Below are 25,401 nucleotides of genomic sequence, written 5' to 3'. Positions count from 1 at the left end.
TGGTGGCGCACTTCCTGAACGGGCAGTGTCATCGCTACGGCTGTTTTTCAGCCCAGATACCAGGCCCGCCATCGAAGCGGGCTTTTTTTTGAACAAAATACATGAAGAGCAAATGATGCAAACACAAAAACCAGCGCTCGAACTTCTGACTAAAGACGCGCCATACCGCGATAACCCTACCGCCGTTTTCCACCAGCTGTGCGGCGCTCGCCCGGCTACGCTGCTGCTTGAGTCCGCCGACATCGACAGCAAAGACGATCTGAAAAGCCTGCTGCTGGTTGACAGCGCGCTGCGCATAACCGCGTTAGGTGACACCGTCACTCTTCAGGCGCTGTCCGACAACGGTGCCTCTTTATTAGTGCTGTTGGATGCCGCGCTGCCTGCGGGCGTGCAAAACGAACATCTGCCGCAGGGGCGCGTCCTGCGCTTCCCGGCGGTAAGTCAGCTGCTCGATGAAGACGCTCGCCTGTGTTCCCTGTCCGTTTTTGACGCTTTCCGCCTGATGCAGGAGCTGGTTACCGTTCCGGAAAGCGAGCGCGAAGCGATGTTCTTCGGCGGCCTGTTTGCCTACGACCTGGTTGCCGGATTTGAAGATTTGCCCGCCCTCAGGCAGGACAACCGCTGCCCGGACTACTGCTTCTACCTGGCGGAAACGCTGTTGGTTATCGACCATCAGAAAAAGCAGACGCGCATTCAGGCTAGCCTGTTCACGCCTTCCGAATCTGAAAAAGCGCGCCTCGTGCAGCGCACCGAGCAGCTGTGCCGCCAGTTACAGGAAGCCCCTGCCGCGCTGCCGGTGCAAAAAGTTGAGCACATGAGCTGCGACTGCAACCAGAGCGACGAGGAGTTTGGCGCGGTGGTTCGTCACATGCAGAAAGCGATTCGCGCGGGGGAGATTTTCCAGGTGGTGCCGTCGCGCCGTTTCTCACTGCCATGCCCCTCCCCGCTTGCGGCCTATCAGACGCTGAAGAAGAGCAACCCAAGCCCGTACATGTTCTTTATGCAGGACAACGATTTTACGCTGTTTGGCGCATCGCCGGAGAGCTCGCTGAAGTACGACGCGGCCTCACGCCAAATCGAAATCTACCCGATTGCCGGTACGCGCCCTCGCGGCCGCCGCGCCGACGGCTCTCTTGACCGCGATCTGGACAGCCGCTTCGAGCTGGAAATGCGCACCGACCATAAAGAGATGTCCGAGCATCTGATGCTGGTCGATCTCGCCCGTAACGACCTGGCGCGGATTTGCACCCCCGGCAGCCGCTACGTTGCCGACCTGACGAAAGTCGACCGCTATTCCTTCGTCATGCACCTTGTCTCGCGCGTGGTTGGCGAGCTGCGTAACGATTTAGACGTGCTGCACGCCTATCGCGCCTGTATGAACATGGGCACGCTGAGCGGCGCGCCAAAAGTCCGCGCAATGCAGCTGATTGCCAAAGCGGAAGGCGTTCGTCGCGGCAGCTACGGCGGTGCGGTGGGCTACTTTACCGCCCATGGCGACCTCGACACCTGCATCGTGATTCGCTCGGCCTATGTCGAAGACGGCATTGCCACCGTTCAGGCTGGCGCGGGCGTGGTGTTGGACTCCGTCCCGCAGTCCGAAGCCGATGAAACCCGTAATAAAGCCCGCGCTGTCCTGCGCGCTATCGCCACCGCGCACCATGCAAAGGAGATTTTCTGATGGCCGACATTCTGCTGCTCGATAACATCGACTCGTTCACCTACAACCTGGCAGACCAGCTGCGCGCCAACGGCCATAACGTGGTGATTTACCGCAACCACGTTCCCGCGCAAACCCTGATTGAGCGCCTGGCGACCATGGACAACCCGGTGCTGATGCTCTCACCAGGCCCTGGCGCGCCAAGCGAAGCGGGCTGCATGCCGGAACTGCTGACCCGCCTACGCGGCAAGCTGCCGATTATCGGTATCTGCCTCGGCCATCAGGCGATTGTTGAAGCCTACGGCGGCTACGTGGGCCAGGCGGGCGAAATCCTGCACGGCAAAGCCTCTACGATTTCCCACGACGGCGAGGCGATGTTTGCCGGCCTGTCCAACCCGCTGCCGGTCGCCCGCTACCACTCGCTGGTCGGCAGCAACATCCCGGCGGGGCTGACCATTAACGCCCATTTTGACGGCATGGTGATGGCGGTACGCCACGATGCCGACCGCGTGTGCGGCTTCCAGTTCCACCCGGAATCCATCCTTACCACCCAGGGCGCTCGCCTGCTGGAGCAGACTCTTGACTGGGCGCTGCTGAAGTTGAAGCAGACCAATACACTGCAGCCGATTCTCGACAAGCTGTACCAGGCGCAGACGTTGACCCGCGAAGAGAGCCACCAGCTTTTCTCCGCCATCGTGCGCGGCGAGCTTAAGCCGGAGCAGCTGGCGGCGGCGCTGGTCAGCATGAAGGTGCGCGGCGAGCATCCGAACGAGATCGCCGGTGCGGCCTCCGCGATGCTTGAAGCGGCAGCGCCCTTCCCAAGCCCGGACTACCCGTTTGCGGATATCGTTGGCACCGGCGGCGACGGCAGCAACAGCATTAATATTTCCACCGCCAGCGCCTTTGTCGCCGCGGCGGTGGGCATGAAAGTGGCGAAGCACGGCAACCGCAGCGTTTCCAGCCGTTCCGGTTCATCGGATTTGCTGGCCGCCTTCGGCATCAACCTGGATATGAGCGCGGAATCTTCCCGCCAGGCGCTGGATGACCTGGGCGTCTGCTTCCTGTTCGCGCCGAAGTACCACACCGGTTTCCGCCATGCGATGCCGGTTCGCCAACAGCTTAAAACCCGTACGCTGTTTAACGTGCTGGGGCCGCTGATTAACCCGGCGCACCCGCCGCTCGCGCTGATCGGCGTCTACAGCGCGGAGCTGGTGCTGCCGATTGCCGAAACGCTGCGCGTGCTGGGCTATAGACGTGCTGCCGTCGTCCACAGCGGCGGCATGGATGAGGTTTCTCTGCATGCGCCAACGCAGGTTGCAGAGCTTAACGAAGGTACGATTAAGAGCTACCAGCTGACCGCAGAGGACTTCGGCCTTCCGGCCTACCACCAGGACCAGCTGGCGGGCGGCACGCCGGAAGAAAACCGTGACATTCTCACCCGCCTGCTACAAGGTAAAGGAGAGATCGCCCATGAGTCGGCGGTGGCGGCGAACGTCGCAATGCTGATGCGTCTGCACGGTCATGAGGATCTCAAAGCCAACGCACAACAGGTGCTGGACGTACTGCGCAGCGGCGCGGCCTACGACCGAGTCACCCAACTTGCAGCAAGAGGATAAGAAATGCAGGACACCGTATTAACGAAAATCGTCGCGGATAAGGCGATTTGGGTTGAAGCGCGTAAAAAGCAGCAGCCCCTGGCAAGTTTCCAGAATGATGTCACCCCGGCCACGCGCAACTTCTATGACGCGCTGCAGGGCGCGCGTACCGCGTTCATCCTCGAATGCAAAAAGGCGTCGCCGTCGAAAGGCGTGATTCGTGATGATTTCGACCCGGCGCGTATTGCCGGTGTGTATAAGCACTACGCGTCGGCGATTTCCGTGCTGACGGACGAAAAGTATTTCCAGGGCAGTTTTGATTTTCTGCCTATTGTCAGCGGTATCGTCACGCAGCCGGTGCTGTGCAAAGACTTTATTATCGACGCCTACCAGATTTACCTGGCGCGCTTTTATCAGGCCGACGCCTGCCTGCTGATGCTTTCGGTGCTCAATGATGAACAGTACCGCCAGCTCGCCGCCGTGGCGCACAGCCTGAATATGGGCGTGCTGACGGAAGTGAGTAATGAAGAAGAGCTGGAGCGCGCCATAGCGCTTAAGGCGAAAGTGGTGGGCATTAATAACCGCGATCTGCGCGACCTGTCTATTGACCTGAACCGCACGCGCCAGCTCGCTCCGCGCCTGACGCACGGCGTAACCGTAATCAGCGAATCCGGGATCAGCACCTACGGCCAGATCCGCGAGCTAAGTCATTTTGCCAACGGTTTTCTGATCGGCTCGGCGCTGATGGGCGAAGACGATTTAGGCGCTGCGGTACGCCGCGTCACGCTTGGCGAGAACAAGGTGTGCGGCCTGACGCGCCCTGAAGATGCGCGGGCAGCCTACGAAGCCGGGGCGATTTACGGCGGGCTGATTTTTGTGCCCTCCTCGCCGCGCTTTGTCAGCGACGAAAAAGCCCTGTCGGTCATTGCCGCGGCTCCTCTGCGTTTCGTAGGCGTGTTCCGCAATACGCCGGTTGCTGAAGTTGTTCAAAAAGTTGCGCAGTTCACCCTTACCGCCGTGCAGCTGCACGGTGATGAAAACCAGGAATACATCGATACGCTCCGCGCAGAGCTGCCTGAAAACGTGCAGATCTGGAAAGCGCTAAGCGTTAAAACCACGCTTCCCGAGCGCAATCTCAACCACGTCGATAAATACATTTTCGACAACGGCCAGGGCGGCACGGGGCAGAGTTTTGACTGGTCGCTGCTGGCGGGCCACGATCTCGGCAACGTGATTCTGGCGGGCGGCCTGGGTGCCGATAACTGTGTTGAAGCGGCAAAAGCCGGCTGCGCGGGTCTGGACTTCAATTCTGGCGTGGAAAGCGCGCCGGGCATAAAAGATGCTAACAGGCTGGCGGCGGTGTTTCAGACGCTGCGGGCTTACTAAGGAAAATAATCATGACGTTACTTAATCCCTATTTTGGCGAGTTTGGTGGCATGTACGTGCCGCAGATCCTGATGCCTGCCCTGAACCAGCTGGAAGAAGCCTTCGTGGCGGCGCAGAGCGATGCCGAGTTCCAGGCCGAGTTTAACGACCTGCTGAAAAACTACGCGGGCCGCCCGACGGCGCTGACTAAATGCAAAAACATTACCGAAGGCACTAAAACTACCCTTTATCTGAAGCGTGAAGATCTGCTGCACGGCGGCGCGCACAAAACCAACCAGGTGCTCGGCCAGGCGCTGCTTGCGAAGAAAATGGGTAAAACCGAAATCATCGCCGAAACCGGTGCCGGTCAGCACGGCGTGGCTTCGGCGCTGGCAAGCGCCCTGCTCGGCCTGAAGTGCCGCATCTATATGGGTGCGAAGGACGTTGAGCGCCAGTCGCCAAACGTGTTCCGTATGCGCCTGATGGGCGCGGAGGTCATTCCGGTGCACAGCGGTTCCGCGACGCTGAAAGATGCCTGTAACGAGGCGCTGCGCGACTGGTCCGGCAGCTACGAAACCGCGCACTATATGCTCGGCACGGCGGCTGGCCCACACCCGTTCCCGACCATCGTGCGAGAGTTCCAGCGCATGATTGGCGAAGAGACAAAGGCGCAGATCCTTGAAAGAGAAGGTCGCCTGCCGGACGCGGTCATTGCCTGCGTCGGCGGCGGGTCGAACGCCATCGGCATGTTTGCTGATTTTATCAACGACACGCAGGTTGGCCTGATTGGCGTTGAGCCTGCGGGCCACGGCATCGAAACCGGCGAGCACGGCGCGCCGCTGAAATACGGCCGCGTGGGCATCTACTTCGGCATGAAGTCGCCGATGATGCAAACCGACGAAGGTCAAATCGAGGAGTCGTATTCTATTTCCGCAGGCCTCGACTTCCCGTCCGTAGGGCCGCAGCACGCGCACCTGAACAGCATTGGCCGCGCGGATTACGTGTCGATTACCGACAATGAGGCGCTGGATGCCTTTAAGCTTCTGTGCCGCAAAGAAGGGATTATTCCCGCGCTTGAGTCCTCTCACGCGCTGGCTCACGCGGTGAAAATGATGCGTGAGGATCCGGAAAAAGAACAGCTGTTGGTGGTGAACCTCTCCGGCCGCGGTGATAAAGACATCTTCACGGTTCACGACATTTTGAAAGCGCGAGGGGAAATGTAATGGAACGTTATCAGCACGCATTTGAGCAGTTACAGGCTCGCCGGGAAGGCGCATTTGTTCCCTTTGTAACCCTGGGCGACCCGTCGCCTGAACAGTCGCTGAAAATCATCGATACGCTGATTGAGGCCGGTGCCGACGCGCTGGAGCTGGGGATTCCATTCTCCGACCCGCTGGCCGATGGCCCAACGATTCAGAACGCGGCGCTTCGTGCGTTCGCCGCAGGCGTGACGCCAACCCAGTGTTTTGAGATGCTGGCCGAAATCCGCCGCAGGCATCCGACCATTCCCATCGGCCTGCTGATGTACGCCAACCTGGTGTACAGCCGGGGCATCGATGAATTCTATGCGCTGTGCGCCAAAGTGGGCGTAGATTCCGTGCTGATTGCCGATGTGCCGATCGAAGAATCCGCGCCGTTCCGCCAGGCCGCGATGCGCCACAACGTCGCGCCGATTTTCATCTGCCCACCGAACGCCCACGACGATTTGCTGCGTGAGATTGCCTCCCACGGCCGCGGCTATACCTATCTGCTGTCACGTGCGGGGGTAACGGGTGCTGAGACGCGCGCGCAGCTGCCGCTGCATCATCTGGTCGAGAAGCTGACCGAGTATCACGCCGCGCCTTCGCTGCAGGGCTTCGGTATTTCCGAGCCTTCACAGGTGCGGGATGCCATTGCTGCGGGTGCCGCCGGGGCGATTTCCGGTTCGGCAATCGTGAAGATAATAGAGAAGAACGTTGATAAGCCTGATGCGATGCTAAGCGAGTTGAAAACCTTCGTGCAGGCGATGAAGGCGGCGACCCGCAGTTAAGCAAGCGGCGGATGAGGCCTTAGCCCATCCGCCGTTTTTACATCAGAAGCGATAGCCCGCGGAGAACATAAACACCCACGGATCGATGCGAGTCTTAATATTCTGCTGCTCGCCGCCCGCTTTGAATTTCACTTCGGTATCGATATCCATGTACCATACGGACATGTTCAGCAGCCAGTCATCGTCAACCATATAGTCAAGCCCAACCTGCCCCGCCGCGCCCCAGGAATCCTTCACGCTCAGATCGCTCAGGCCCGCGTCTTTGCCCGTCTGGTTGAAGTCGGTATCAAAGAAAGTGGTGTAGTTAACGCCTGCGCCAATGTAAGGACGCGCCTTGCTTTTCGCATCGCCAAAGTACCACTGCGCCATAAGCGTTGGCGGCAGCTGCTTGACGGTAGCCAGATCGCCCGTCGCGCCCAGGCCAACTTTATGACGGAACGGCGTAGCGGCGAGCAGTTCGATGCCGATATTGTCCGTTACCATGTAATCAAAGGTCAGCCCCAGCTGGGTGTTATTACTGACGTTAAATCCACCCATGCCTAGCACATCGTCGGAGCCTTCGGTTGGACGTACGGTTGCCGTACCGGCGCGCATAAAGAACTCGCCCGCCTGATGCGCCAACGCTTCTCCAGATAAACAACCCAGCATAAGTACCGCCACTGTTAACTTTTTCATAGCCCTTCCCTTGTTATGGTTTTATAAGCGCGGTGAATATACTTACTTTTGGGTACAAAGTGATCTAACTCAGATCACACTTTGTTAGCTAATTTAACATTCAATGATCTGGATTAATTTTTGGCAACAACCATGAAAGTGGTAATTTGATCTGGAGTCAATTTTCTACCTGAATCACACCTTTTAAAATCTTTACGTTCTGATATTGCGGAAAATTTCACCGCCGTCTAGGTTAATTATCTTCCTTGTTTAGATGCGTCTAACCGTATTTGCAGGTGCAAGATGAGCGATCTCAACCCGTGCATGACGTGCGGTGCCTGTTGTGCTTACTTTCGTGTCTCGTTCTACTGGGCTGAAGCTGACGATGCGGGCGGCCAGGTCCCCACACGCCTTACCGAGCCTGTCTCGCCCTTCCTGCGCTGCATGGGCGGCACCAATCAGCGCAATAGCCGTTGCGTCGCCTTAGAGGGCAATCCTGGCGAGCAGGTGCGCTGTGGGATCTATGAAAACCGGCCTTCCCCTTGCCGGGAATTTGCCATGTCGGGTGAAAATGGCATAGCCAACGACGCCTGTAACCGGGCGCGGGCAAAGTACGGTTTGCCACCGCTTTACGCCGACTCGCCCATTTTTATGGATAGCCTTAGTGGTGCCACAGCTCCTCCTTCCAGGGTACAATTGCGCGCTTAAGTGTAACCGGGCAATTTCAAAGGAGAGTGCATGTCTATCACGGCGGGTTCTGTGTACCGTGACACGGGGAATTTTCTACGCAATCAGTTTGTTACCATTTTACTGATCGCTCTACTGTGCGCCTTTATATCGGTGATCTTCGGTCATGCCTTTTCGCCAAGCGATGAGCAATTAGCCATTCTGAGCGAAGGCGACAACCTGGCCGGAAGCGTTGGCCTGTTTGACCTTGTGCAAAACATGACGCCTGAACAACAGGAAGTGTTACTCAAAGCTTCTGCGGCATCGACATTCGCCGGTCTTATCGGCAATGCGATTCTGGCGGGCAGCATGCTGGTGCTGATGCAGATGGTTTCGGCCGGACACCGCGTGAGCGCGCTGCGCGCTATCGGTACCGCCGCGCCCGTTCTGCCAAAAATGTTTATTCTGATGTTCCTGACCACCTTTATGGTGCAGATCGGCATCATGCTGATCGTGGTGCCGGGGGTGCTGCTGGCGATTGTGCTCTCCCTCGCGCCGGTCATGGTCGTGCAGGATAAAGCCGGTATTTTCCACGCCATGCGCAGCAGTATTCGTCTGGCCTGGAGCAACATGCGTCTGGTGGCACCGGCGGTGATAAGCTGGCTGGTGGCTAAAACCGCGCTCCTGCTTCTCGCTTCATCATTTGCCGCCCTGTCCCCTCAGGTTGGTGCAGTGATTGCCAATACGATCAGCAACCTGATTTCTGCGGTGTTGCTCATCTATTTATTCCGTTTATATATGCTTATTCGCCAATAACCTTCACCCGCTCCTGACCGCACGTTATAGTCAGTCAGGAGTTCTCCCTTTTTACGGAACAGATTATGAAGCAGTTTCTCGACTTCCTTCCCCTGATTGTCTTCTTTGCCTTCTATAAGATGTACGACATCTATGCCGCCAGCGGCGCGCTGATCGTCGCTACCGCTCTGGCGCTGGTTTATAGCTGGTATAAATACCGCAAGCTGGAAAAAATGACCCTCATTACCTTCCTGATGGTCGCGGTCTTCGGCGGGCTGACGCTGTTCTTCCATAACGATGAATTTATCAAATGGAAGGTTACGGTGATTTACGCGCTGTTTGCCATTGCCCTGCTGGTCAGCCAGCTGGTGATGAAAAAGCCGCTTATCCAGCGCATGCTCGGCAAGGAAATTACGCTCCCGGAGCACGTATGGGCGAAGCTTAACGTAGCGTGGGCGCTGTTCTTCATCGTCTGCGGCGTGGCGAATATCTATATCGCCTTCTGGCTGCCGCAGGACGTGTGGGTGAACTTTAAGGTCTTCGGCCTGACCGCGGCAACGCTGGTCTTTACGCTGCTGAGCGGCGTTTATATCTATCGCCATATGCCGCAGGAAGAGAAATGAGTAAGAGTACGCCTGTCGGTGAATTAGTGTTACGCACGCTTGCGATGCCGGCGGATACCAACGCTAACGGCGATATTTTTGGCGGCTGGTTGATGTCACAGATGGACATGGGCGGTGCCATCATGGCGAAAGAAATCGCCCATGGCCGCGTCGTCACGGTGCGCGTCGACGGTATGACGTTTCTGAAACCCGTTGCGGTTGGCGATGTGGTTTGCTGCTACGCCAGCTGTATAAAGCGCGGTAATTCGTCGGTAACGATTAACGTGGAAGTGTGGGTGAAGAAGGTGTCTTCGGAGCCTCTCGGTCAGCGCTACAAAGCGACCGAGGCCGTCTTTATTTATGTCGCCGTTGATAACGACGGCAAACCCCGCCCGCTGCCGCAGCAATCCTAAAAAAAAGGCCTCCCGATTGGGAGGCCTTTTTATTATTCCATCGTCGCGCCGCCGTTGATGCGGAAGACAATATTCACGACCATTCCCTGTCCGGGCTTGCCGCTTTCATAGCGCCACTTCTTCATCGCCTGCTTCACCTCACGTTCAAACATGTTTGCAGGTTTGGCCTCAAGGATGGTGACGTTGTTGACGCTGCCGTCGGCGGCGACGTCGAACTTCACGCGAACCTTACCTTCCATACGCAAGGCAAATGCACGCGATGGATACTGCGGCTGGTTGCGGCTCAGCGCGCGTGGGCCGGTTGCTACAGGCGCGACGTTGGCAGCCGGGGCCGGTTTTGCCGTAGGCGCTGCACGCACGGGAGCCGTGCTCTCTACCGGCGCAGTCGGACGCGGTTCGACGGGTTTGACATCGCGTTTAGGCTGCTCAACCTTTTTGACCGGTTTTGGCTTCGGCTTAGGTTTTGGCTTTGGTTCCGGCTTATGAATAACAACCGGCGCCTCTTTAGGCGGCTCGGGAATTGGTTCAGGTTCTGGCTCCGGTTCAACAACCGGCTCCGGCGGCGGCTGCACGACTTCTGGCTGCGGCGGCTCAAGGTCTACGGGAGCAACCATGGTCACGCTGATCGGCTGAGCGGGTGCAGGCATCTCAATAACCTGATGTACCGAGGTGTACAGTAACCCCGCGATTACGGCACCGTGCATCACAACGGAAAGTGCGGCAGGCCACGGGAAGCGGCGAGGTATATCAAGGGTCATTGACGTCATAATGGCTTCGGTATCAGAAACAGGCGGTAATTTTAAATGCAAATAGCAATCATATTCAATAACGCATTGCCCATGGCTCCACTTTTTCTCCGCAATGGTTTCTTTTTCCGGCATCTGCGTCAGGGATTTAACATCCTGTTTATGTTTCAATTGCAGTCTGAGCGTCATTCACTTACGGTATTTTACATGCCCATTTCAAAAGGAGTTCCGCCCGTGCTGTATGTCATTTACGCAGAAGATAACGCCGATTCGCTTGAAAAACGTCAGGCAGTGCGCCCTGCCCACCTGGCTCGCCTGCAATTGCTTCGTGACGAAGGCCGTTTATTGACCGCAGGGCCAATGCCAGCCGTAGACAGCAACGATCCGGGAGCTGCGGGTTTTACCGGCTCAACGGTGATTGCGGAATTTAACTCTCTGGAAGAGGCTCAGGCCTGGGCAGAAGCCGACCCGTATATCGCGGCCGGGGTTTACAAGCAGGTTGCGGTCAAACCGTACAAAAAGGTGTTCTAAACAGGAGTGACGGGCCAGAAATATTCGGGGCACCGGCTTGCGGTGCCCTTTTCTTTTACGCCCAGCGATCGTGGATGGCAAACAGCAGGGAGTTGCGCTGCTTGTTGACATGGCACTTTCTGATGACGTGAATGCGCATGTTGCGGCGTGATTGACCTTCCAGCCAACGTGCTTTACGCCGTTGCGCCTGCCGCTGCATTCGCCAGCGACCGACCTCAGTTCTACTACGCCTCATTTTTACGACTCTACTTTAAAACAGACGCGTCATTATAGATCCTTATTCCCGGCAGACCAGCCGTTTTACGACTAGTTTTAGTGTTAACAAGGTACCGTTGTGCGTAAACTCGAAAACATACGATTTCAAAAGGATTTTTAAGGTATGACAACCTTCTATACGGTGGTTAGTTGGCTGGTCATTTTAGGCTATTGGTTATTGATAGCCGGGGTTACGTTACGCATTTTAATGAAGCGCCGTGCGGTACCTTCCGCGATGGCCTGGCTGTTGATCATCTATATTCTGCCGCTGGTGGGGATTATCGCCTATCTCTCGTTTGGCGAGCTGCACCTTGGCAAACGCCGCGCCGAACGCGCCCGCGCGATGTGGCCATCTACCGCGAAATGGCTCACCGATCTTAAAAGCTGCAAGCATATTTTCGCCGAGGAAAATAGCGCGGTTGCGACGTCACTGTTCCAGCTGTGCGAGCGCCGACAGGGGATTGGCGGCGTGAAGGGTAACCAGCTTCAGCTGCTGACCAGCACCGATGAAACTATGCAGGCGCTGATCCGCGACATTCAGCTGGCGCGGCACAACATCGAGATGGTGTTTTATATCTGGCAGCCGGGCGGCATGGCCGATCAGGTTGCCGAATCCTTAATGGCTGCGGCAAGACGCGGCATCCACTGCCGCCTGATGCTCGACTCGGCGGGCAGCGTTGCGTTCTTCCGCAGCCCGTGGGCCAACATGATGCGTAACGCAGGCGTTGAGGTCGTCGAGGCGCTAAAGGTCAATCTGATGCGCGTGTTCCTGCGCCGTATGGACCTGCGCCAGCACCGCAAAATGGTGATGATCGACAACTACATCGCGTATACCGGCAGCATGAACCTTGTCGACCCGCGCTTCTTCAAACAGGACGCGGGCGTGGGGCAATGGGTCGATTTGATGGCGCGCATGGAAGGCCCGGTGGCAACGGCCATGGGCATCGTTTATTCCTGCGACTGGGAAATCGAAACCGGCAAGCGCATTCTGCCTCCGCCGCCTGACGCCAATATCATGCCGTTTGAAGAGGCCAGCGGGCACACTATCCATACCATCGCCTCCGGCCCCGGCTTCCCGGAAGATTTGATTCACCAGGCGCTGCTCACCTCCGTTTACGCCGCGCGTGAATACCTGATCATGACCACGCCCTATTTCGTGCCCAGCGACGATCTTCTGCACGCAATTTGTACCGCCGCGCAGCGCGGCGTAGATGTCAGTATTATCGTGCCGCGCAGGAACGACTCGCTGCTGGTCGGCTGGGCAAGCCGCGCCTTCTTCACCGAGCTGCTGGCTGCGGGCGTGAAAATTTACCAGTTCGAAGGGGGTCTGCTGCATACCAAGAGCGTGCTGGTTGACGGGCAGCTTAGCCTGGTCGGCACCGTGAATCTGGACATGCGCAGCCTGTGGCTGAACTTTGAGATTACCCTGGTGATTGACGATGCCGGTTTTGCCAGCGATTTGGCGGCGGTACAGGACGACTATATTTCGCGCTCAAGGCTTGTGGACGCCCGCCTGTGGCTGAAACGGCCGATGTGGCAGCGCGTGGTTGAGCGACTGTTTTACTTCTTTAGCCCGTTGCTGTAAAACGTGGCGCATCAGCACTCGATAAGTGGATGTGAAAATGGAAATGGATCTGAATAACCGCCTGACAGAAGACGAAACGCTGGAACAGGCCTACGACATATTTCTTGAACTGGCGGTGGATAATCTCGATCCGGCCGACGTCATTCTGTTTAACCTGCAGTTTGAAGAGCGCGGCGGTGCTGAACTGTTTGACCCTGCCGAAGACTGGCAGGAGCACGTCGATTTCGACCTGAATCCTGACTTCTTTGCCGAAGTGGTGATTGGCCTTGCCGATACCGACGGTGGAGAGCTAAACGATATTTTTGCGCGCGTGCTGCTTTGCCGCGAAAAAGACCATAAGCTCTGCCACATCCTCTGGCGCGAATAGTTTTACGGCGCGGCCCCTGCCGCGCTATTTTTTATCCGCCTGGGGTAACGGTTCGCCGCAGGTTTTGCAGTAATGCGCATTGGCCGCGTGTTCCCGCTGATGGCAGCGCGTGCATTCCCTCGTAAATTTCCTTCGCTGAAAATCCTGCGACATCTGCGACGTTAAAATCCCGGTCGGGATCGCGATAACCGAATAGCCAATCAGAATAAGCAGCGAAGCCACCACGCGCCCAAGCGCCGTATGCGGCACGATATCGCCATAGCCCACCGTCGTCACCGTGACCACCGCCCAGTAAACCGAAACGCCGAGGGTCGTAAAGCCGTTGGCCTTCCCTTCTATGCCGTACATCAGCGCGCCCGCCGAAACCATCACTATCGCGATAAACGCATAAAACAGGATCAGCTGATGCCGCGCGTTGACCAGGCTACGCCACAGGCTGTTGAGCGCGGGCATATAACGCAGCAGCTTGAGTATTCGCAGCACGCGAATCGCCCGCATTGCTCGCCAGGCGAAGAAATAGTGAATCGCAAGCTCGGGCCAGAGCCATAGAACGTAGAGCGGCAGCATGGTCGCGAGGTCGATAATGCCCCAGATGCTGAAAACGTAGCGTATGGGCTGCGGCCAGGTCAGCACGCGCAGAAAATATTCTGCGGTAAAAATGAGCGTGAAGAGGATTTCAATCCAGATGAACAGATGCCATTCGCCCAGCGTGAGCGAAGCATCTTTCCCGACGCTGGATTCAACAAACACGACAGCGACGCTGAACAGCGCAAGCAGACCGCAAAATGCCTCAAAGTGGCGGCCCGAGCGTGTGTTTTGGTCGAAGAGCAAGCGGTAAAGCGAACGTCGAAATGCGGATAATTTCCCGGACACGGGGGACCTCGCCAGTAAAAAGGGCTGGCCTCATGCCAGCCCTGCGAGATTATAGCGGGTCAACCTTCAGACAGGAAACCGCATGACGGAAACTGCCTTCGAGCACGGGACGCGTTTTCGCGCATTCCGGCCCGGCTATCGGGCAACGCGTGCGGAACACACAGCCCGACGGCGGGTTGATCGGCGACGGCAGCTCCCCTTCCAGTAGCTGGATAACTTTGTTTTTCTCCAGATCCGGATCGGGAATCGGCACCGCCGACATTAGCGCTTTGGTATAGGGGTGCAGCGGGTTGTGGTACACCTCGTCATAGGTGCCCAGCTCGACGGCATGGCCTAAGTACATCACCAGTACGCGGTCGGAAATATGCTTTACAACCGCCAGGTCGTGGGCGATGAAGATGAGCGACAGGCCCATTTCACGCTGCAGCTTTTGCAGCAGGTTTACGACCTGCGCCTGAATAGATACGTCCAGCGCGGAAACCGGTTCGTCACAGATAATCAGTTTCGGCTCAAGGATCAGCGCGCGCGCAATGCCGATACGCTGGCACTGGCCGCCGGAGAACTCGTGCGGATAGCGGTTGATGAGGTTCGGCAACAGGCCAACCTTCATCATCATTGCCTTCACGCGGTCGCGCACTTCCTGACGGGGCATCTTCGGATGGTAGGTGCGCAGCGGCTCGGCAATAATATCGCCGATGTTCATGCGCGGGTTCAACGAGGCCAGCGGATCCTGGAAAATCATCTGGATGTCGCTGCGCACGTCGCGCCATTCGTCCTGATTCATGCCCAGCAGGTCTTTGCCAAGCCATGCCACGCGACCGTCGGTTGCTTTGACCAGGCCAATAATGGCGCGGGCAAAGGTCGATTTACCGCAGCCGGACTCGCCCACCACGCCCAGGGTTTCCCCTTCGTACAGGCGCAGTGTGACGCCATCTACCGCTTTGAGCGTTTTCGACGGCTGCCAGAACCACTGCTTGCCGTCTTTAATGTCGAAATGGACCTTAAGGTCGGCAATTTCCAGCAGGACTTTTCTTTCATCTGTTACGGCGTTCATACCAACTCCTCCACCGGCTTAAAGCAGGCGCGCAGGCGACCTTCACCAAAGTGTTCCAGTGGTGGCTGAGTGTTGCAGATTTCCATCGCGTGCGGGCAGCGCGGCTGGAACGGGCAGCCTTTCGGCAGGCGCAGCAGGTTCGGCGGATTGCCCGGAATAGTCAGCAGCGCTTCGCCTTCGGCATCCAGACGCGGAACGGCGTTCAGCAGGCCGATGGAATATGGGTGAACGGGATTATAAAACACGTCGCGCGCCCGACCGTATTCCATGGTACGTCCGGCGTACATCACCAGCACCTTATCGCAGATCCCGGCCACAACGCCCAGATCGTGGGTGATCATGATGATGGCGGTGTTGAATTCACGCTTTAGTTCGTTCAGCAGCGTCATGATTTGCGCCTGTACGGTGACGTCGAGCGCGGTCGTTGGCTCATCGGCAATCAGCAGTTTTGGCCTGCACAGCAGTGCCATGGCAATCATTACGCGCTGGCGCATACCGCCGGAGAACTCGTGCGGGAACATGCGCATGCGCTTGCGCGCTTCCGGCATTTTCACCGCGTCGAGCATGCGAACGGACTCTTCGAACGCTTCGGCCTTGCCCAACTTCTTGTGCAGCATCAACACTTCCATCAGCTGCTCGCCCACCCGCATATACGGGTTAAGGGAGGTCATCGGATCCTGGAAAATCATCGAAATCTGTTCCGCGCGCAGGCGGTTCAGTTCGTTTTCCGGCAGGTTGAGGATCTCACGTCCGTTGAATTTTGCCGAGCCGCCGATGCGGCCGTTGGCCGCCAGCAGGCCCATCAGCGCGAACGCCGTCTGGGATTTGCCCGAGCCTGATTCGCCCACGATGCCGAGGGTTTCACCGGCGCGCAGGCTGAAGTTCAGATCGTTGACCGCCGTAACATCACCGTCCGGCGTACCGAAGGTGACGCGCAGATCTTTTACGTCAAGTAACGCAGAAGTCTGGCTCAGTGGAGTGACCACCGCAGGATTTTCAATTGTGCTCATCGCGGCACTCCTTAACGATCTTTCGGGTCGAGGGCATCACGCAGGCCATCGCCGATAAAGTTGAAACAGAACAGGGTAATAACCAGGAAGCCCGCAGGGAACAGCAGCAACCACGGAGAAACCTCCATGGAGTTTGCGCCGTCGCTCAGCAACGCGCCCCAGCTGCTCAGCGGCTCCTGGGTGCCCAGACCGAGGAAGCTCAGGAAAGATTCGAACAGGATCATGCTCGGCACCAGCAAAGATGCGTAAACCACCACCACGCCAAGCACGTTCGGCACGATGTGGCGCACGACGATGCTCGCGGTGGAAACTCCGCCAACCTGCGCTGCTTCGATGAACTCTTTACGTTTCAGGCTCAGCGTCTGGCCGCGCACGATACGCGCCATATCCAGCCAGGACACCATCCCAATCGCCACAAAAATCAGCAGGATGTTTTGCCCGAAGAAGGTAACCAGCAGGATAACGAAGAACATGAACGGGAAGGAGTTAAGGATTTCCAACAGGCGCATCATCACCGAGTCGGTTTTACCGCCAAGATAGCCTGCCAGCGAGCCGTACAAGGTGCCGACAATAACCGCCACCAGCGCTGCCGCAACGCCAACCATCAGCGAGATACGCCCGCCGATTGCCACGCGCACCAGCAGGTCACGGCCCGAGGAGTCCGTCCCGAAATAGTGGCCGGATTCCATATCGGGCGCGGCCGACATCATCCCCCAGTCGGTATCAAAATAGGTGAACTGCGACAGCATCGGCGCAAAGGTAACGAACAGCGCAATCAGCACCAGGACAATCAGACTGGCAACGGCGGCGCGGTTGTGCATAAAGCGACGACGCGCGTCCTGCCACAGGCTGCGGCCTTCAACCTCGAGCTTTTCACTGAAGCCTTCCAGCGCCTCGCTGTTTTTCTTACTACTCAACATCATGGCGAACTCCAGTGTCAGTAACGGATTTTCGGATCGATAACGGCGTACAGCACGTCAACAATCGCGTTAAAAAGAATCGTCAGCGCGCCCACAAGAATGGTGAGGCTGAGAACCAGGGAATAGTCGCGGTTCAGCGCTCCGTTGACAAACAGCTGGCCGATACCCGGCAGTCCGTAGATGGTTTCAATAACCATTGAACCCGTAATGATCCCAACAAACGCCGGGCCAAGATAGGACAGAACGGGCAGTAGCGCAGGCTTCAAGGCGTGGCGCATAATAATCCGGCGCATCGGCAGGCCTTTGGCGCGGGCGGTACGGATGAAGTTTGAGTGCAGCACCTCAATCATCGAACCACGGGTAATACGCGCGATGCTTGCGATGTAGGCCAGGGATAAGGCGACCATCGGCAGGATCATGTACTTCGGCGCACCGCCGTTCCAGCCCCCGCCAGGCAGCCATTTAAGCGTGATAGCGAATATCAAAACCAGTAACGGTGCCACCACGAAACTGGGTATGACGACCCCGGTCATGGCAATCCCCATTACCGTGTAATCCCATTTGGTATTTTGATTCAGCGCGGCGATGACCCCGGCCAGCACGCCAAAGACCACGGCGAAAATAAACGCGGCGGCCCCTAATTTGGCCGACACCGGGAAGCTTGCGGCAACCAAGTCGTTCACCGAATAGTCTTTATATTTGAATGATGGCCCGAAATCACCATGCGCCAGCTGTTTCAAATAGTTGAAATACTGGGTAGTGATAGGATCGTTTAAATGATATTTGGCTTCAATGTTCGCCATGACTTCCGGCGGCAGCGCGCGTTCGCTGGTGAACGGGCTCCCCGGAGCAAGACGCATCATGAAGAAGGAAATAGTTATAAGAATAAACAGCGTCGGAATTGCTTCCAGACAACGACGTAGAATGAATTTAAACATTGCCCGTACCTTCTGGCCTGTGCCTTTAGAGTGCGATGAAATAAGACACGATGGGGCAAGTTTTTAACCAAAATAATTCGCGTTGCAGGAAGGCAACAAGCTCATGAATCCTCAGGCACATAGATAAACTATGTGGCTGGGGTGAATGAACGCAGTTACGCATCTGCAACGTGAACTATGAAGGGTAAACCTGCCCCACGAATTGCCATTAATGTTTGATAATATACAAGTCTTTAACGTAGATATTATCCATCGGGTCTTTACCGGTATATCCACCAACCCATGGTTTCACCAGGCGGGCGTTAACGTAGTAATAAACCGGGACGATAGCCGAGTCTTTACCCAGCTGCTGCTCGGCTTTGTCGTACGCCGCGCTGCGCTGAGCTTCATCCGTTGCCTTCAGGGATTCAGCCATAATGCTGTCAAACGCCGGGCTCTTATAGTGCGCGGTGTTCATGGAGCTGGTTGACAGCATGGTGTTCAGGAAGGAAGTAGGTTCGTTGTAGTCCGCACACCAGCCGGCGCGCGCAACGTCGTAGTTACCCTGGTGACGGGTATCCAGGAAGGTTTTCCACTCCTGATTCACCAGCTTAACGTTCACGCCGAGGTTTTTCTGCCAGATGGAAGCCGCAGCGATGGCCAGCTTTTTATGCAGGTCGGACGTGTTGTACAGCAGGTTAAAGGTCAGCGGTTTATCTTTGGTATAGCCCGCTTCAGCCAGCAGTTTCTTCGCTTCTTCGTTACGTTTTTCCTGAGTCCAGGTGAACCACTCAGGTTTGGTCAGCTTGGCACCGTCGGTGTAAGGAGGCGTGTAGCCATAGGCAGGCAGATCGCCCTGCGCCTTCACTTTGTTCACGATGATGTCGCGATCCAGGCCCAGTTTCAGAGCGGTACGTACGCGCGCGTCGGTAAACGGCGCTTTCTGGTTGTTGATTTCGTAGTAATAAGTACACAGGTACGGGTCAACGTGTACTTCAGTGGGAATCTCTTTTTTCAGCTTCTGGAACAGCTCGATTGGCAGGTTGTTATAGGTCATGTCAATCTCGCCGCTGCGGTAGCGGTTCACGTCAGTCACTTCAGATGAGATTGGCAGATAGGTCACCTGGTCGATAACGGTTTTCTTGTTATCCCAATAGTTGGCGTTGCGTTCCATAACGATACGTTCGTTAACAACCCAATCTTTTAATTTGAACGCGCCGTTGGTGACGATATTCGCAGGCTGGGTCCACTTCTCACCGAATTTCTCGATGGCGGTTTTATTCACCGGGGACATCGCCGGGTTAACCAGCAGCTTGTAGAAGTAAGGCACCGGCTCGCTCAGCGTGACTTCCAGGGTGTGGTCATCAACCGCTTTCACGCCCAGTTCGCTTGGTTTCTTTTTACCTTCGATGATTTCATCGACGTTGAGAATATGGCCGTACTGCGGATAGCTTGCATAAGGGGAAGCGGTATTGGGATCAACCAGGCGCTGCCAGCTATATACGAAATCTTGTGCGGTAACCGGGTCACCGTTGGACCATTTTGCGTCTTTACGCAGGTGGAAGGTCCAGACTTTAAAATCTTTATTATCCCAGGACTCTGCAACGCCCGGAATCGGGTGGCCGTCTTTGGTGGACGTGATCAGCAGGCCTTCAAAAAGGTCGCGGCTGATATTTGCTTCAGGAACGCCTTCGATTTTGTTCGGATCCAGAGACTGAGGCTCTGCACCGTTGTTACGAATCAGCGTTTGCTTCTCTGCCAGTTGAACACCTGCCGGGACGTCTGCTGCCTTGGCGACGTTGCCCGCGATCAGCGCGGTTAAAATGCTTGCTGCTACCAGACTTTTTTTTGTGATGATGGACATTGTGTTGATACTCCACTCATTATAATTACCGACCCGAAAGCCAGCCTCTTCCCCTTGGGGTTCCAATACAGCGCGGAGCGTTAAGCGTCTGTATGGAGTCTTGCTTTACTTCCACTTCTTGCTATCACCGACTTTATTTATGGGGCGCTCTTATTGGCACCCTGTTGCGTCGATACTTTCCAACCTGCCCTGTTTCCAGGCTGGATCTAAGAGAGTTCATGTTGCAGAGGAACATGATTTCACTCAGAAATCATTCTCATCTGGAAATGAAACATTTTTCAGCGAATTGTTTTGCCCGGAAAGTATCAAAAGCACCCAGGTCCCGCCAATACAATTTGCAAATTTGTTAACCATTTCTCTTTTATCAACTGATGCGTGGATTTTTTGAGGGGGTAAAACGGGGTTCTATATTGATTTATCTTCATGAAAATCAACATCGTAAATGGAAGAAGAGCGTTTATTTGCGTGAAACGTTCGACACCCACACCGCTACCAACAAAAAATTAACAATTGATTACTTTTTAGCACATTCCTCTGTGGGAGCGCTTGAATTACTAATATCATCTCAATAAAGCGTCAGCAAGTGTCATTGTGTAGTGTGACTTAAATAACAGTGTGTCTGTAACTTTTATGTACAGAGCAGGCGGGAGAACCGGCTTAATTCGCGGCTTTCAAAGTAATTTCTTATGGATGAATTTGTGATGAGCTAAGCAATAAATTGCCTAAGCATTTAGCTTTGCGATTTTTAAAACAAAAAAAAGCAGAATTTTTATTCTGCTTTTTCATATGAAAGTTTTAGACGATTAGGATAGTAGGCCGGGAAATATAGATTTCAGCCCGGTGACGATAAATTCAATGCCCAGGGCCATGAGCAAAAGGCCCATGATACGGGTGATAACGTTGATGCCCGTTTGGCCCAGCAGACGAACCAGCCATGGCGCAATGCGAAAGAGCATCCAGCAGCTCAGGGCAAAAAGCGCGATAGCAATGGAGAAGCCAATGAGGTGACCCCAGCTATGATAGCGAGTTCCCCAAACGATAGTGGAGCTTATCGCCCCCGGCCCGGCCATCAGTGGCAATGCCAGCGGCACAACGCCCACGCTTTCACGTATTGCGCTTTCTGACTTCTCTTGCTTGTTCTGCTTATCTTCGCCCAGCTTGCCGCTGATCATCGACATGGCGATGGTCACCACAAGGATGCCGCCGGCAATGCGGAACGAATCAATAGATATACCGAATACCTGCAGGATGCCGTCGCCAAGAAAAAGCGAAGTCCACAAAATGATTGCAACGGAAAGGTTCGCCGTGAGGTTAGTTTTGTTTCGCGCAGCCGCCGTTTGGTAGCTGGTCATGCTGATAAAGACGGGAATGATGCCCACGGGGTTGACCAGTGCGAACAAACCGATAAAGAACTTAAAATAGGTCGGCAAATCAAACAAGGATTGAGCCACGCCAAACTCCGCAAGTAAACATAGCAAACGCAGGCGTAATGTAATGGAAAAGCATTGCTGGCGCCACGGCATTTCACAGCACAGAACACTGCTTTATTCAAATAATACCGGATAATACGATCTTGTTACTCATATGTTGAAAATATGGTAGTTTGTTTTGTCCTCGCTGTGACTAAAGTTTTAATGATATTTCAAGCACATGAACATGGCGTGCTGAAAGGAGTCAGCCTTGAGAATATGTGATTTGGATCACAAAAAACATACTCAGAAGTGGGTACTCTTGGCTACACCTGAAGAGCAGATTATTCACCACCTGAATAATTAGCCAGGTAAGGCTCTTTTAGTAAATCAGCGAGACACTTTTGGAAGTTTTTGCATAGTCATGTCCCGTCTTTTACGCAAGCTGTTGCCCGCTGACTATAATGTCGAATCGAGCAGCTGATTTACTAAAAGAGTTTAACATTATCAGGAGAGCATTATGGCTGTAACTAATGTCGCTGAACTTAACGCACTCGTAGAGCGTGTCAAGAAAGCCCAGCGTGAATATGCCAACTTTACTCAAGAGCAAGTTGATAAAATCTTCCGCGCCGCCGCTCTGGCTGCCGCTGATGCTCGAATCCCCCTCGCAAAACTGGCCGTTGCCGAATCTGGCATGGGTATTGTTGAAGATAAAGTGATCAAAAACCACTTTGCTTCTGAATATATCTATAACGCCTATAAAGATGAGAAAACCTGTGGTGTGCTGTCTCAGGATGACACCTTCGGGACTATCACTATTGCTGAGCCAATCGGCATTATTTGCGGTATCGTTCCAACCACTAACCCAACTTCTACCGCGATCTTCAAGTCTCTTATCAGCCTGAAGACCCGTAACGCCATCATCTTCTCCCCGCACCCACGTGCAAAAGATGCGACCAACAAAGCAGCAGATATCGTACTGCAGGCAGCCATCGCTGCTGGCGCACCAAAAGATCTGATCGGTTGGATTGACCAGCCATCCGTTGAGCTGTCTAACGCTCTGATGCATCACCCAGACATCAACATGATTCTGGCAACCGGTGGCCCAGGCATGGTTAAAGCAGCCTATAGCTCCGGTAAACCTGCTATCGGCGTTGGCGCAGGTAACACCCCTGTTGTTGTTGACGAAACTGCCGACATCAAACGCGTTGTTGCTTCTATCCTGATGTCCAAAACCTTCGACAACGGCGTTATCTGTGCTTCCGAGCAGTCCGTTATCGTTGTTGATTCCGCATACGACGCAGTCCGCGCTCGTTTCGCTTCCCATGGCGGCTACATGCTGCAGGGCGAAGAGCTGAAAGCGGTTCAGAACATTATTCTGAAAAATGGCGCGCTAAACGCAGCCATTGTAGGACAGCCAGCGACTAAAATTGCTGAGCTGGCGGGCTTCACCGTACCAGCAGATACCAAAATCCTGATCGGCGAAGTTAGCGTCGTTGACGAATCTGAGCCGTTTGCTCACGAAAAACTGTCTCCAACTCTGGCTATGTATCGCGCTAAGAGCTTCGAAGATGCGGTCGTTAAAGCTGAGAAGCTGGTTGAGATGGGCGGTATCGGTCATACCTCTTGTCTGTACACCGACCAGGACAACCAGCCAGAACGCGTTAAGCACTTCGGCGACAAAATGAAGACTGCTCGTATCCTGATCAACACCCCTGCTTCTCAGGGTGGTATCGGCGACCTGTACAACTTCAAACTCGCACCTTCCCTGACTCTGGGTTGTGGTTCATGGGGTGGTAACTCCATCTCTGAGAACGTTGGTCCTAAGCACCTGATCAACAAGAAAACCGTTGCTAAGCGAGCTGAGAACATGTTGTGGCATAAACTTCCGAAATCTATCTACTTCCGCCGTGGCTCTCTGCCAATCGCGCTGGACGAAGTGATTACTGATGGTCACAAACGTGCGATGATCGTTACCGACCGTTTCCTGTTCAACAATGGCTATGCAGACCAGATCACTTCTGTTCTGAAAGCGGCTGGCGTTGAAACCGAAGTGTTCTTCGAAGTTGAAGCTGACCCTACTCTGTCCGTCGTACGTAAAGGCGCAGAGCTGGCAAACTCCTTCAAACCAGACGTGATTATCGCGCTGGGCGGCGGCTCCCCAATGGATGCTGCGAAGATCATGTGGGTAATGTACGAACACCCAGAAACCCACTTCGAAGAACTGGCGCTGCGCTTTATGGATATCCGTAAACGTATCTACAAGTTCCCGAAAATGGGCGTGAAAGCGAAAATGATCGCGGTCACCACCACTTCCGGTACCGGTTCAGAAGTAACGCCATTTGCGGTTGTTACCGACGACGCTACTGGTCAGAAATACCCGCTGGCGGACTACGCTCTGACTCCAGATATGGCGATTGTTGATGCCAACCTGGTAATGGATATGCCTAAGTCACTGTGTGCCTTCGGTGGTCTGGATGCCGTGACCCACGCGCTGGAAGCTTACGTTTCCGTGCTGGCGAGCGAATTCTCTGACGGTCAGGCTCTGCAAGCGCTGAAACTGCTGAAAGAAAACCTGCCAGCGTCTTACAACGAAGGCTCTAAAAACCCAGTGGCTCGCGAGCGTGTTCATAACGCAGCGACCATCGCGGGTATCGCATTTGCGAACGCCTTCTTGGGCGTGTGTCACTCAATGGCGCACAAACTGGGCTCTCAGTTCCACATTCCTCACGGTCTGGCGAACGCCCTGCTGATTTCCAACGTTATCCGTTATAACGCGAATGACAACCCAACCAAGCAGACTGCTTTCAGCCAGTATGACCGCCCACAGGCGCGTCGTCGTTATGCTGAAATCGCAGACCATCTGGGTCTGAGCGCACCGGGCGACCGTACTGCCGCTAAGATCGAGAAACTGCTGGCATGGCTTGACAGCATCAAGGCTGAACTGGGTATTCCTAAGTCTATCCGTGAAGCAGGCGTTCAGGAAGCTGACTTCCTGGCACACGTTGATAAACTGTCTGAAGATGCGTTCGATGACCAGTGTACCGGTGCTAACCCACGTTACCCACTGATCTCTGAACTGAAACAGATTCTGATGGATACCTTCTACGGTCGTGAATACGTTGAAGGCGATGTTGCCAAAGAAGCTGCTCCAGCAGTCGCTGTGAAAGCTGAAAAAAAAGCGAAAAAAACCGCTTAATTGTTAGGCTTTAATAAAAAACCCGCCTCGGCGGGTTTTTTTGTATCTAGCAATAAAGCTTTTCATACGACGCTCACGGGCATAAAGAGCTTTAAAGCAGCTCACCCCTAACAGAATCGATTTAATTGACCTGTAGGCCTTGTAGAGAGCCTTTCAGTAACGCTTCCTTGTAATGCTTACGGCAGACGGACACGTAACGCTCGTTGCCGCCTATTACCACCTGCTCGCCCTGATTGTAAGGACGCCCTTCGCTATCCAACCGCAGCACCATGCTGGCTTTACGGCCGCAGAAACAAATGGTTTTTAACTCCACCAGCTTATCTGACCACGCCAACAAATATTGGCTGCCGCCGAATAGCTCTCCGCGAAAATCCGTTCTCAGGCCATAGCACAGAACGGGAATATCTAAATCATCCACCACGTCGGATAAAGCAAGCACCTGTTCACGCGTCAGGAATTGGCTTTCATCGACCAGCACGCAGTGCACGGGCTGACGCTCATGCTCATCACGGATCTCATTAAACAAAGATGTTGTGGGGTTATACAATTTCGCCGGAGAGGATAAACCGATACGGGAGCTGACCTTGCCCGAGCCATATCGATTATCAATTTCCGCGGTATACACCAGCGTGCGCATACCTCTTTCCTGGTAATTGTAGGAAGACTGAAGTAATGCCGTAGATTTTCCGGCATTCATCGCCGAGTAGTAGAAATAGAGTTGCGCCATTCGCTGATAACCTAAGTCAAAGTGTAAATATTGTTAACCAGTGGATTATACCATAAGCCGCCGCCTCGGCATGCGCCGCAGCGCATCCTCACGGAAACAGGCAGGATGAGGCCGTGATATATAAGCTATTTCTAATAGTTGCCGTACCATATAATGCCCTGCAGACTG

General features: G+C 54.9%; 24 protein-coding genes and 1 other annotated feature (1 of these 25 running past the window's edge). Of the genes, 13 read left to right on the top strand and 11 right to left on the bottom strand.

Going from position 1 to position 25,401, the window contains the following annotated elements; translation table 11 throughout:
- Positions 1-90, top strand: a sequence feature (Trp leader region); it begins 6 nt to the left of the window's first position.
- A 25-nt stretch (positions 91-115) separates the two neighbouring features.
- Genes ACSPHG_RS10565 through trpA form a run of 5 tightly spaced genes read left to right on the top strand, consistent with a single transcriptional unit; the run spans position 116 to position 6,646 of the window.
- Positions 116-1,678 (top strand): anthranilate synthase component 1, encoded by a 1,563-nt coding sequence (locus ACSPHG_RS10565; RefSeq protein WP_435955997.1) that lies wholly within the window; start codon positions 116-118, stop codon positions 1,676-1,678.
- Positions 1,678-3,273 carry a bifunctional anthranilate synthase glutamate amidotransferase component TrpG/anthranilate phosphoribosyltransferase TrpD gene (gene trpD, locus ACSPHG_RS10560; RefSeq protein ID WP_435953413.1) on the top strand — a complete coding sequence of 532 codons (1,596 nt, stop codon included), beginning with the start codon at positions 1,678-1,680 and terminating at the stop codon, positions 3,271-3,273. Before ACSPHG_RS10565 ends, trpD begins: the two co-directional genes overlap by 1 nt.
- A 3-nt stretch (positions 3,274-3,276) precedes the next feature.
- Positions 3,277-4,638: a bifunctional indole-3-glycerol-phosphate synthase TrpC/phosphoribosylanthranilate isomerase TrpF gene (trpCF, locus tag ACSPHG_RS10555; protein ID WP_435953412.1), complete on the top strand. Its 1,362-nt coding sequence runs from the start codon at positions 3,277-3,279 to the stop codon at positions 4,636-4,638.
- An 8-nt stretch (positions 4,639-4,646) separates the two neighbouring features.
- A complete protein-coding gene (trpB, locus tag ACSPHG_RS10550; RefSeq protein ID WP_435955996.1) occupies positions 4,647-5,840 on the top strand; it encodes a tryptophan synthase subunit beta in 1,194 nt (397 codons plus the stop codon).
- Entirely contained in the window at positions 5,840-6,646 is an 807-nt protein-coding gene (gene trpA / locus ACSPHG_RS10545; protein ID WP_435953411.1) for a tryptophan synthase subunit alpha, read from the top strand. The genes trpB and trpA overlap by 1 nt, the downstream gene beginning before the upstream one ends.
- A gap of 42 nt (positions 6,647-6,688) precedes the next feature.
- On the opposite strand, the gene ompW is transcribed toward trpA, so the two are convergent.
- A complete protein-coding gene (gene ompW, locus ACSPHG_RS10540; RefSeq protein ID WP_435953410.1) occupies positions 6,689-7,321 on the bottom strand; it encodes an outer membrane protein OmpW in 633 nt (210 codons plus the stop codon).
- Between the two features lie 282 nt (positions 7,322-7,603).
- On the opposite strand from ompW, the gene ACSPHG_RS10535 reads away from it, so the two are divergent.
- From ACSPHG_RS10535 to yciA, 4 genes are all read left to right on the top strand, one after another.
- The gene (locus ACSPHG_RS10535) at positions 7,604-8,008 is read left to right on the top strand and encodes a YkgJ family cysteine cluster protein (protein ID WP_435953409.1); all 405 of its coding nucleotides are present in this window, start codon (positions 7,604-7,606) and stop codon (positions 8,006-8,008) included.
- A 30-nt stretch (positions 8,009-8,038) separates the two neighbouring features.
- The gene (locus ACSPHG_RS10530; RefSeq protein WP_435953408.1) at positions 8,039-8,782 is read left to right on the top strand and encodes a YciC family protein; all 744 of its coding nucleotides are present in this window, start codon (positions 8,039-8,041) and stop codon (positions 8,780-8,782) included.
- 65 nt (positions 8,783-8,847) lie between these two features.
- On the top strand, positions 8,848-9,384 hold the full coding sequence (locus tag ACSPHG_RS10525) for a septation protein A (protein WP_435953407.1): 537 nt from the start codon (positions 8,848-8,850) through the stop codon (positions 9,382-9,384).
- The gene (gene yciA, locus ACSPHG_RS10520; protein ID WP_435953406.1) at positions 9,381-9,776 is read left to right on the top strand and encodes an acyl-CoA thioester hydrolase YciA; all 396 of its coding nucleotides are present in this window, start codon (positions 9,381-9,383) and stop codon (positions 9,774-9,776) included. Before ACSPHG_RS10525 ends, yciA begins: the two co-directional genes overlap by 4 nt.
- A 32-nt stretch (positions 9,777-9,808) precedes the next feature.
- On the opposite strand, the gene tonB is transcribed toward yciA, so the two are convergent.
- On the bottom strand, positions 9,809-10,534 hold the full coding sequence (tonB, locus tag ACSPHG_RS10515; protein WP_435955995.1) for a TonB system transport protein TonB: 726 nt from the start codon (positions 10,532-10,534) through the stop codon (positions 9,809-9,811).
- Between the two features lie 222 nt (positions 10,535-10,756).
- Between tonB and ACSPHG_RS10510 the strand changes: the two genes are divergently transcribed.
- Complete coding sequence (locus ACSPHG_RS10510; RefSeq protein WP_435955994.1) at positions 10,757-11,053, top strand: YciI family protein; 297 nt, start codon at positions 10,757-10,759, stop codon at positions 11,051-11,053.
- A gap of 55 nt (positions 11,054-11,108) precedes the next feature.
- Here ACSPHG_RS10510 and ACSPHG_RS10505 read toward each other — a convergent pair whose 3' ends face one another.
- The gene (locus ACSPHG_RS10505; RefSeq protein ID WP_435953405.1) at positions 11,109-11,288 is read right to left on the bottom strand and encodes a YciY family protein; all 180 of its coding nucleotides are present in this window, start codon (positions 11,286-11,288) and stop codon (positions 11,109-11,111) included.
- 144 nt (positions 11,289-11,432) lie between these two features.
- Here ACSPHG_RS10505 and cls point away from each other — a divergent pair, with 144 nt between their 5' ends.
- Entirely contained in the window at positions 11,433-12,893 is a 1,461-nt protein-coding gene (gene cls, locus ACSPHG_RS10500) for a cardiolipin synthase (protein WP_435953404.1), read from the top strand.
- Between the two features lie 37 nt (positions 12,894-12,930).
- Positions 12,931-13,260 carry an HI1450 family dsDNA-mimic protein gene (locus ACSPHG_RS10495; RefSeq protein WP_034494996.1) on the top strand — a complete coding sequence of 110 codons (330 nt, stop codon included), beginning with the start codon at positions 12,931-12,933 and terminating at the stop codon, positions 13,258-13,260.
- Between the two features lie 24 nt (positions 13,261-13,284).
- On the opposite strand, the gene ACSPHG_RS10490 is transcribed toward ACSPHG_RS10495, so the two are convergent.
- The 7 genes from ACSPHG_RS10490 to ACSPHG_RS10460 all read right to left on the bottom strand — a co-directional run bounded on the left by ACSPHG_RS10490 (position 13,285) and on the right by ACSPHG_RS10460 (position 21,349).
- A complete protein-coding gene (locus ACSPHG_RS10490) occupies positions 13,285-14,133 on the bottom strand; it encodes an ion transporter (protein ID WP_435953403.1) in 849 nt (282 codons plus the stop codon).
- A gap of 49 nt (positions 14,134-14,182) precedes the next feature.
- Positions 14,183-15,187 (bottom strand): murein tripeptide/oligopeptide ABC transporter ATP-binding protein OppF, encoded by a 1,005-nt coding sequence (oppF, locus tag ACSPHG_RS10485; RefSeq protein WP_435953402.1) that lies wholly within the window; start codon positions 15,185-15,187, stop codon positions 14,183-14,185.
- Positions 15,184-16,197, bottom strand: coding sequence for an ABC transporter ATP-binding protein (locus ACSPHG_RS10480; protein ID WP_435953401.1), 1,014 nt, complete (start codon positions 16,195-16,197; stop codon positions 15,184-15,186). The genes oppF and ACSPHG_RS10480 overlap by 4 nt, the downstream gene beginning before the upstream one ends.
- 11 nt (positions 16,198-16,208) lie before the next feature.
- Positions 16,209-17,117 carry an oligopeptide ABC transporter permease OppC gene (gene oppC / locus ACSPHG_RS10475; protein ID WP_435955993.1) on the bottom strand — a complete coding sequence of 303 codons (909 nt, stop codon included), beginning with the start codon at positions 17,115-17,117 and terminating at the stop codon, positions 16,209-16,211.
- A 17-nt stretch (positions 17,118-17,134) separates the two neighbouring features.
- Positions 17,135-18,055: an oligopeptide ABC transporter permease OppB gene (gene oppB / locus ACSPHG_RS10470; RefSeq protein WP_435953400.1), complete on the bottom strand. Its 921-nt coding sequence runs from the start codon at positions 18,053-18,055 to the stop codon at positions 17,135-17,137.
- Positions 18,056-18,263: 208 nt separating this feature from the next.
- Complete coding sequence (gene oppA, locus ACSPHG_RS10465; protein WP_435953399.1) at positions 18,264-19,898, bottom strand: oligopeptide ABC transporter substrate-binding protein OppA; 1,635 nt, start codon at positions 19,896-19,898, stop codon at positions 18,264-18,266.
- Positions 19,899-20,701: 803 nt separating this feature from the next.
- Positions 20,702-21,349 (bottom strand): YchE family NAAT transporter, encoded by a 648-nt coding sequence (locus ACSPHG_RS10460; protein WP_435953398.1) that lies wholly within the window; start codon positions 21,347-21,349, stop codon positions 20,702-20,704.
- 478 nt (positions 21,350-21,827) lie between these two features.
- Between ACSPHG_RS10460 and adhE the strand changes: the two genes are divergently transcribed.
- Entirely contained in the window at positions 21,828-24,506 is a 2,679-nt protein-coding gene (adhE, locus tag ACSPHG_RS10455) for a bifunctional acetaldehyde-CoA/alcohol dehydrogenase (RefSeq protein ID WP_435953397.1), read from the top strand.
- 121 nt (positions 24,507-24,627) lie between these two features.
- Here the strand turns inward: adhE and tdk are convergent, their stop codons facing one another.
- Positions 24,628-25,233: a thymidine kinase gene (tdk, locus tag ACSPHG_RS10450; protein WP_435953396.1), complete on the bottom strand. Its 606-nt coding sequence runs from the start codon at positions 25,231-25,233 to the stop codon at positions 24,628-24,630.
- Between the last annotated feature and the right edge of the window lie 168 nt (positions 25,234-25,401).

Source organism: Dryocola baronae, from assembly GCF_051297175.1.
Taxonomy (GTDB): Bacteria; Pseudomonadota; Gammaproteobacteria; order Enterobacterales; family Enterobacteriaceae; genus Dryocola.
Note: the sequence above shows the minus strand (reverse complement) of the source record. Positions and strands in the feature narration are given on the sequence as shown.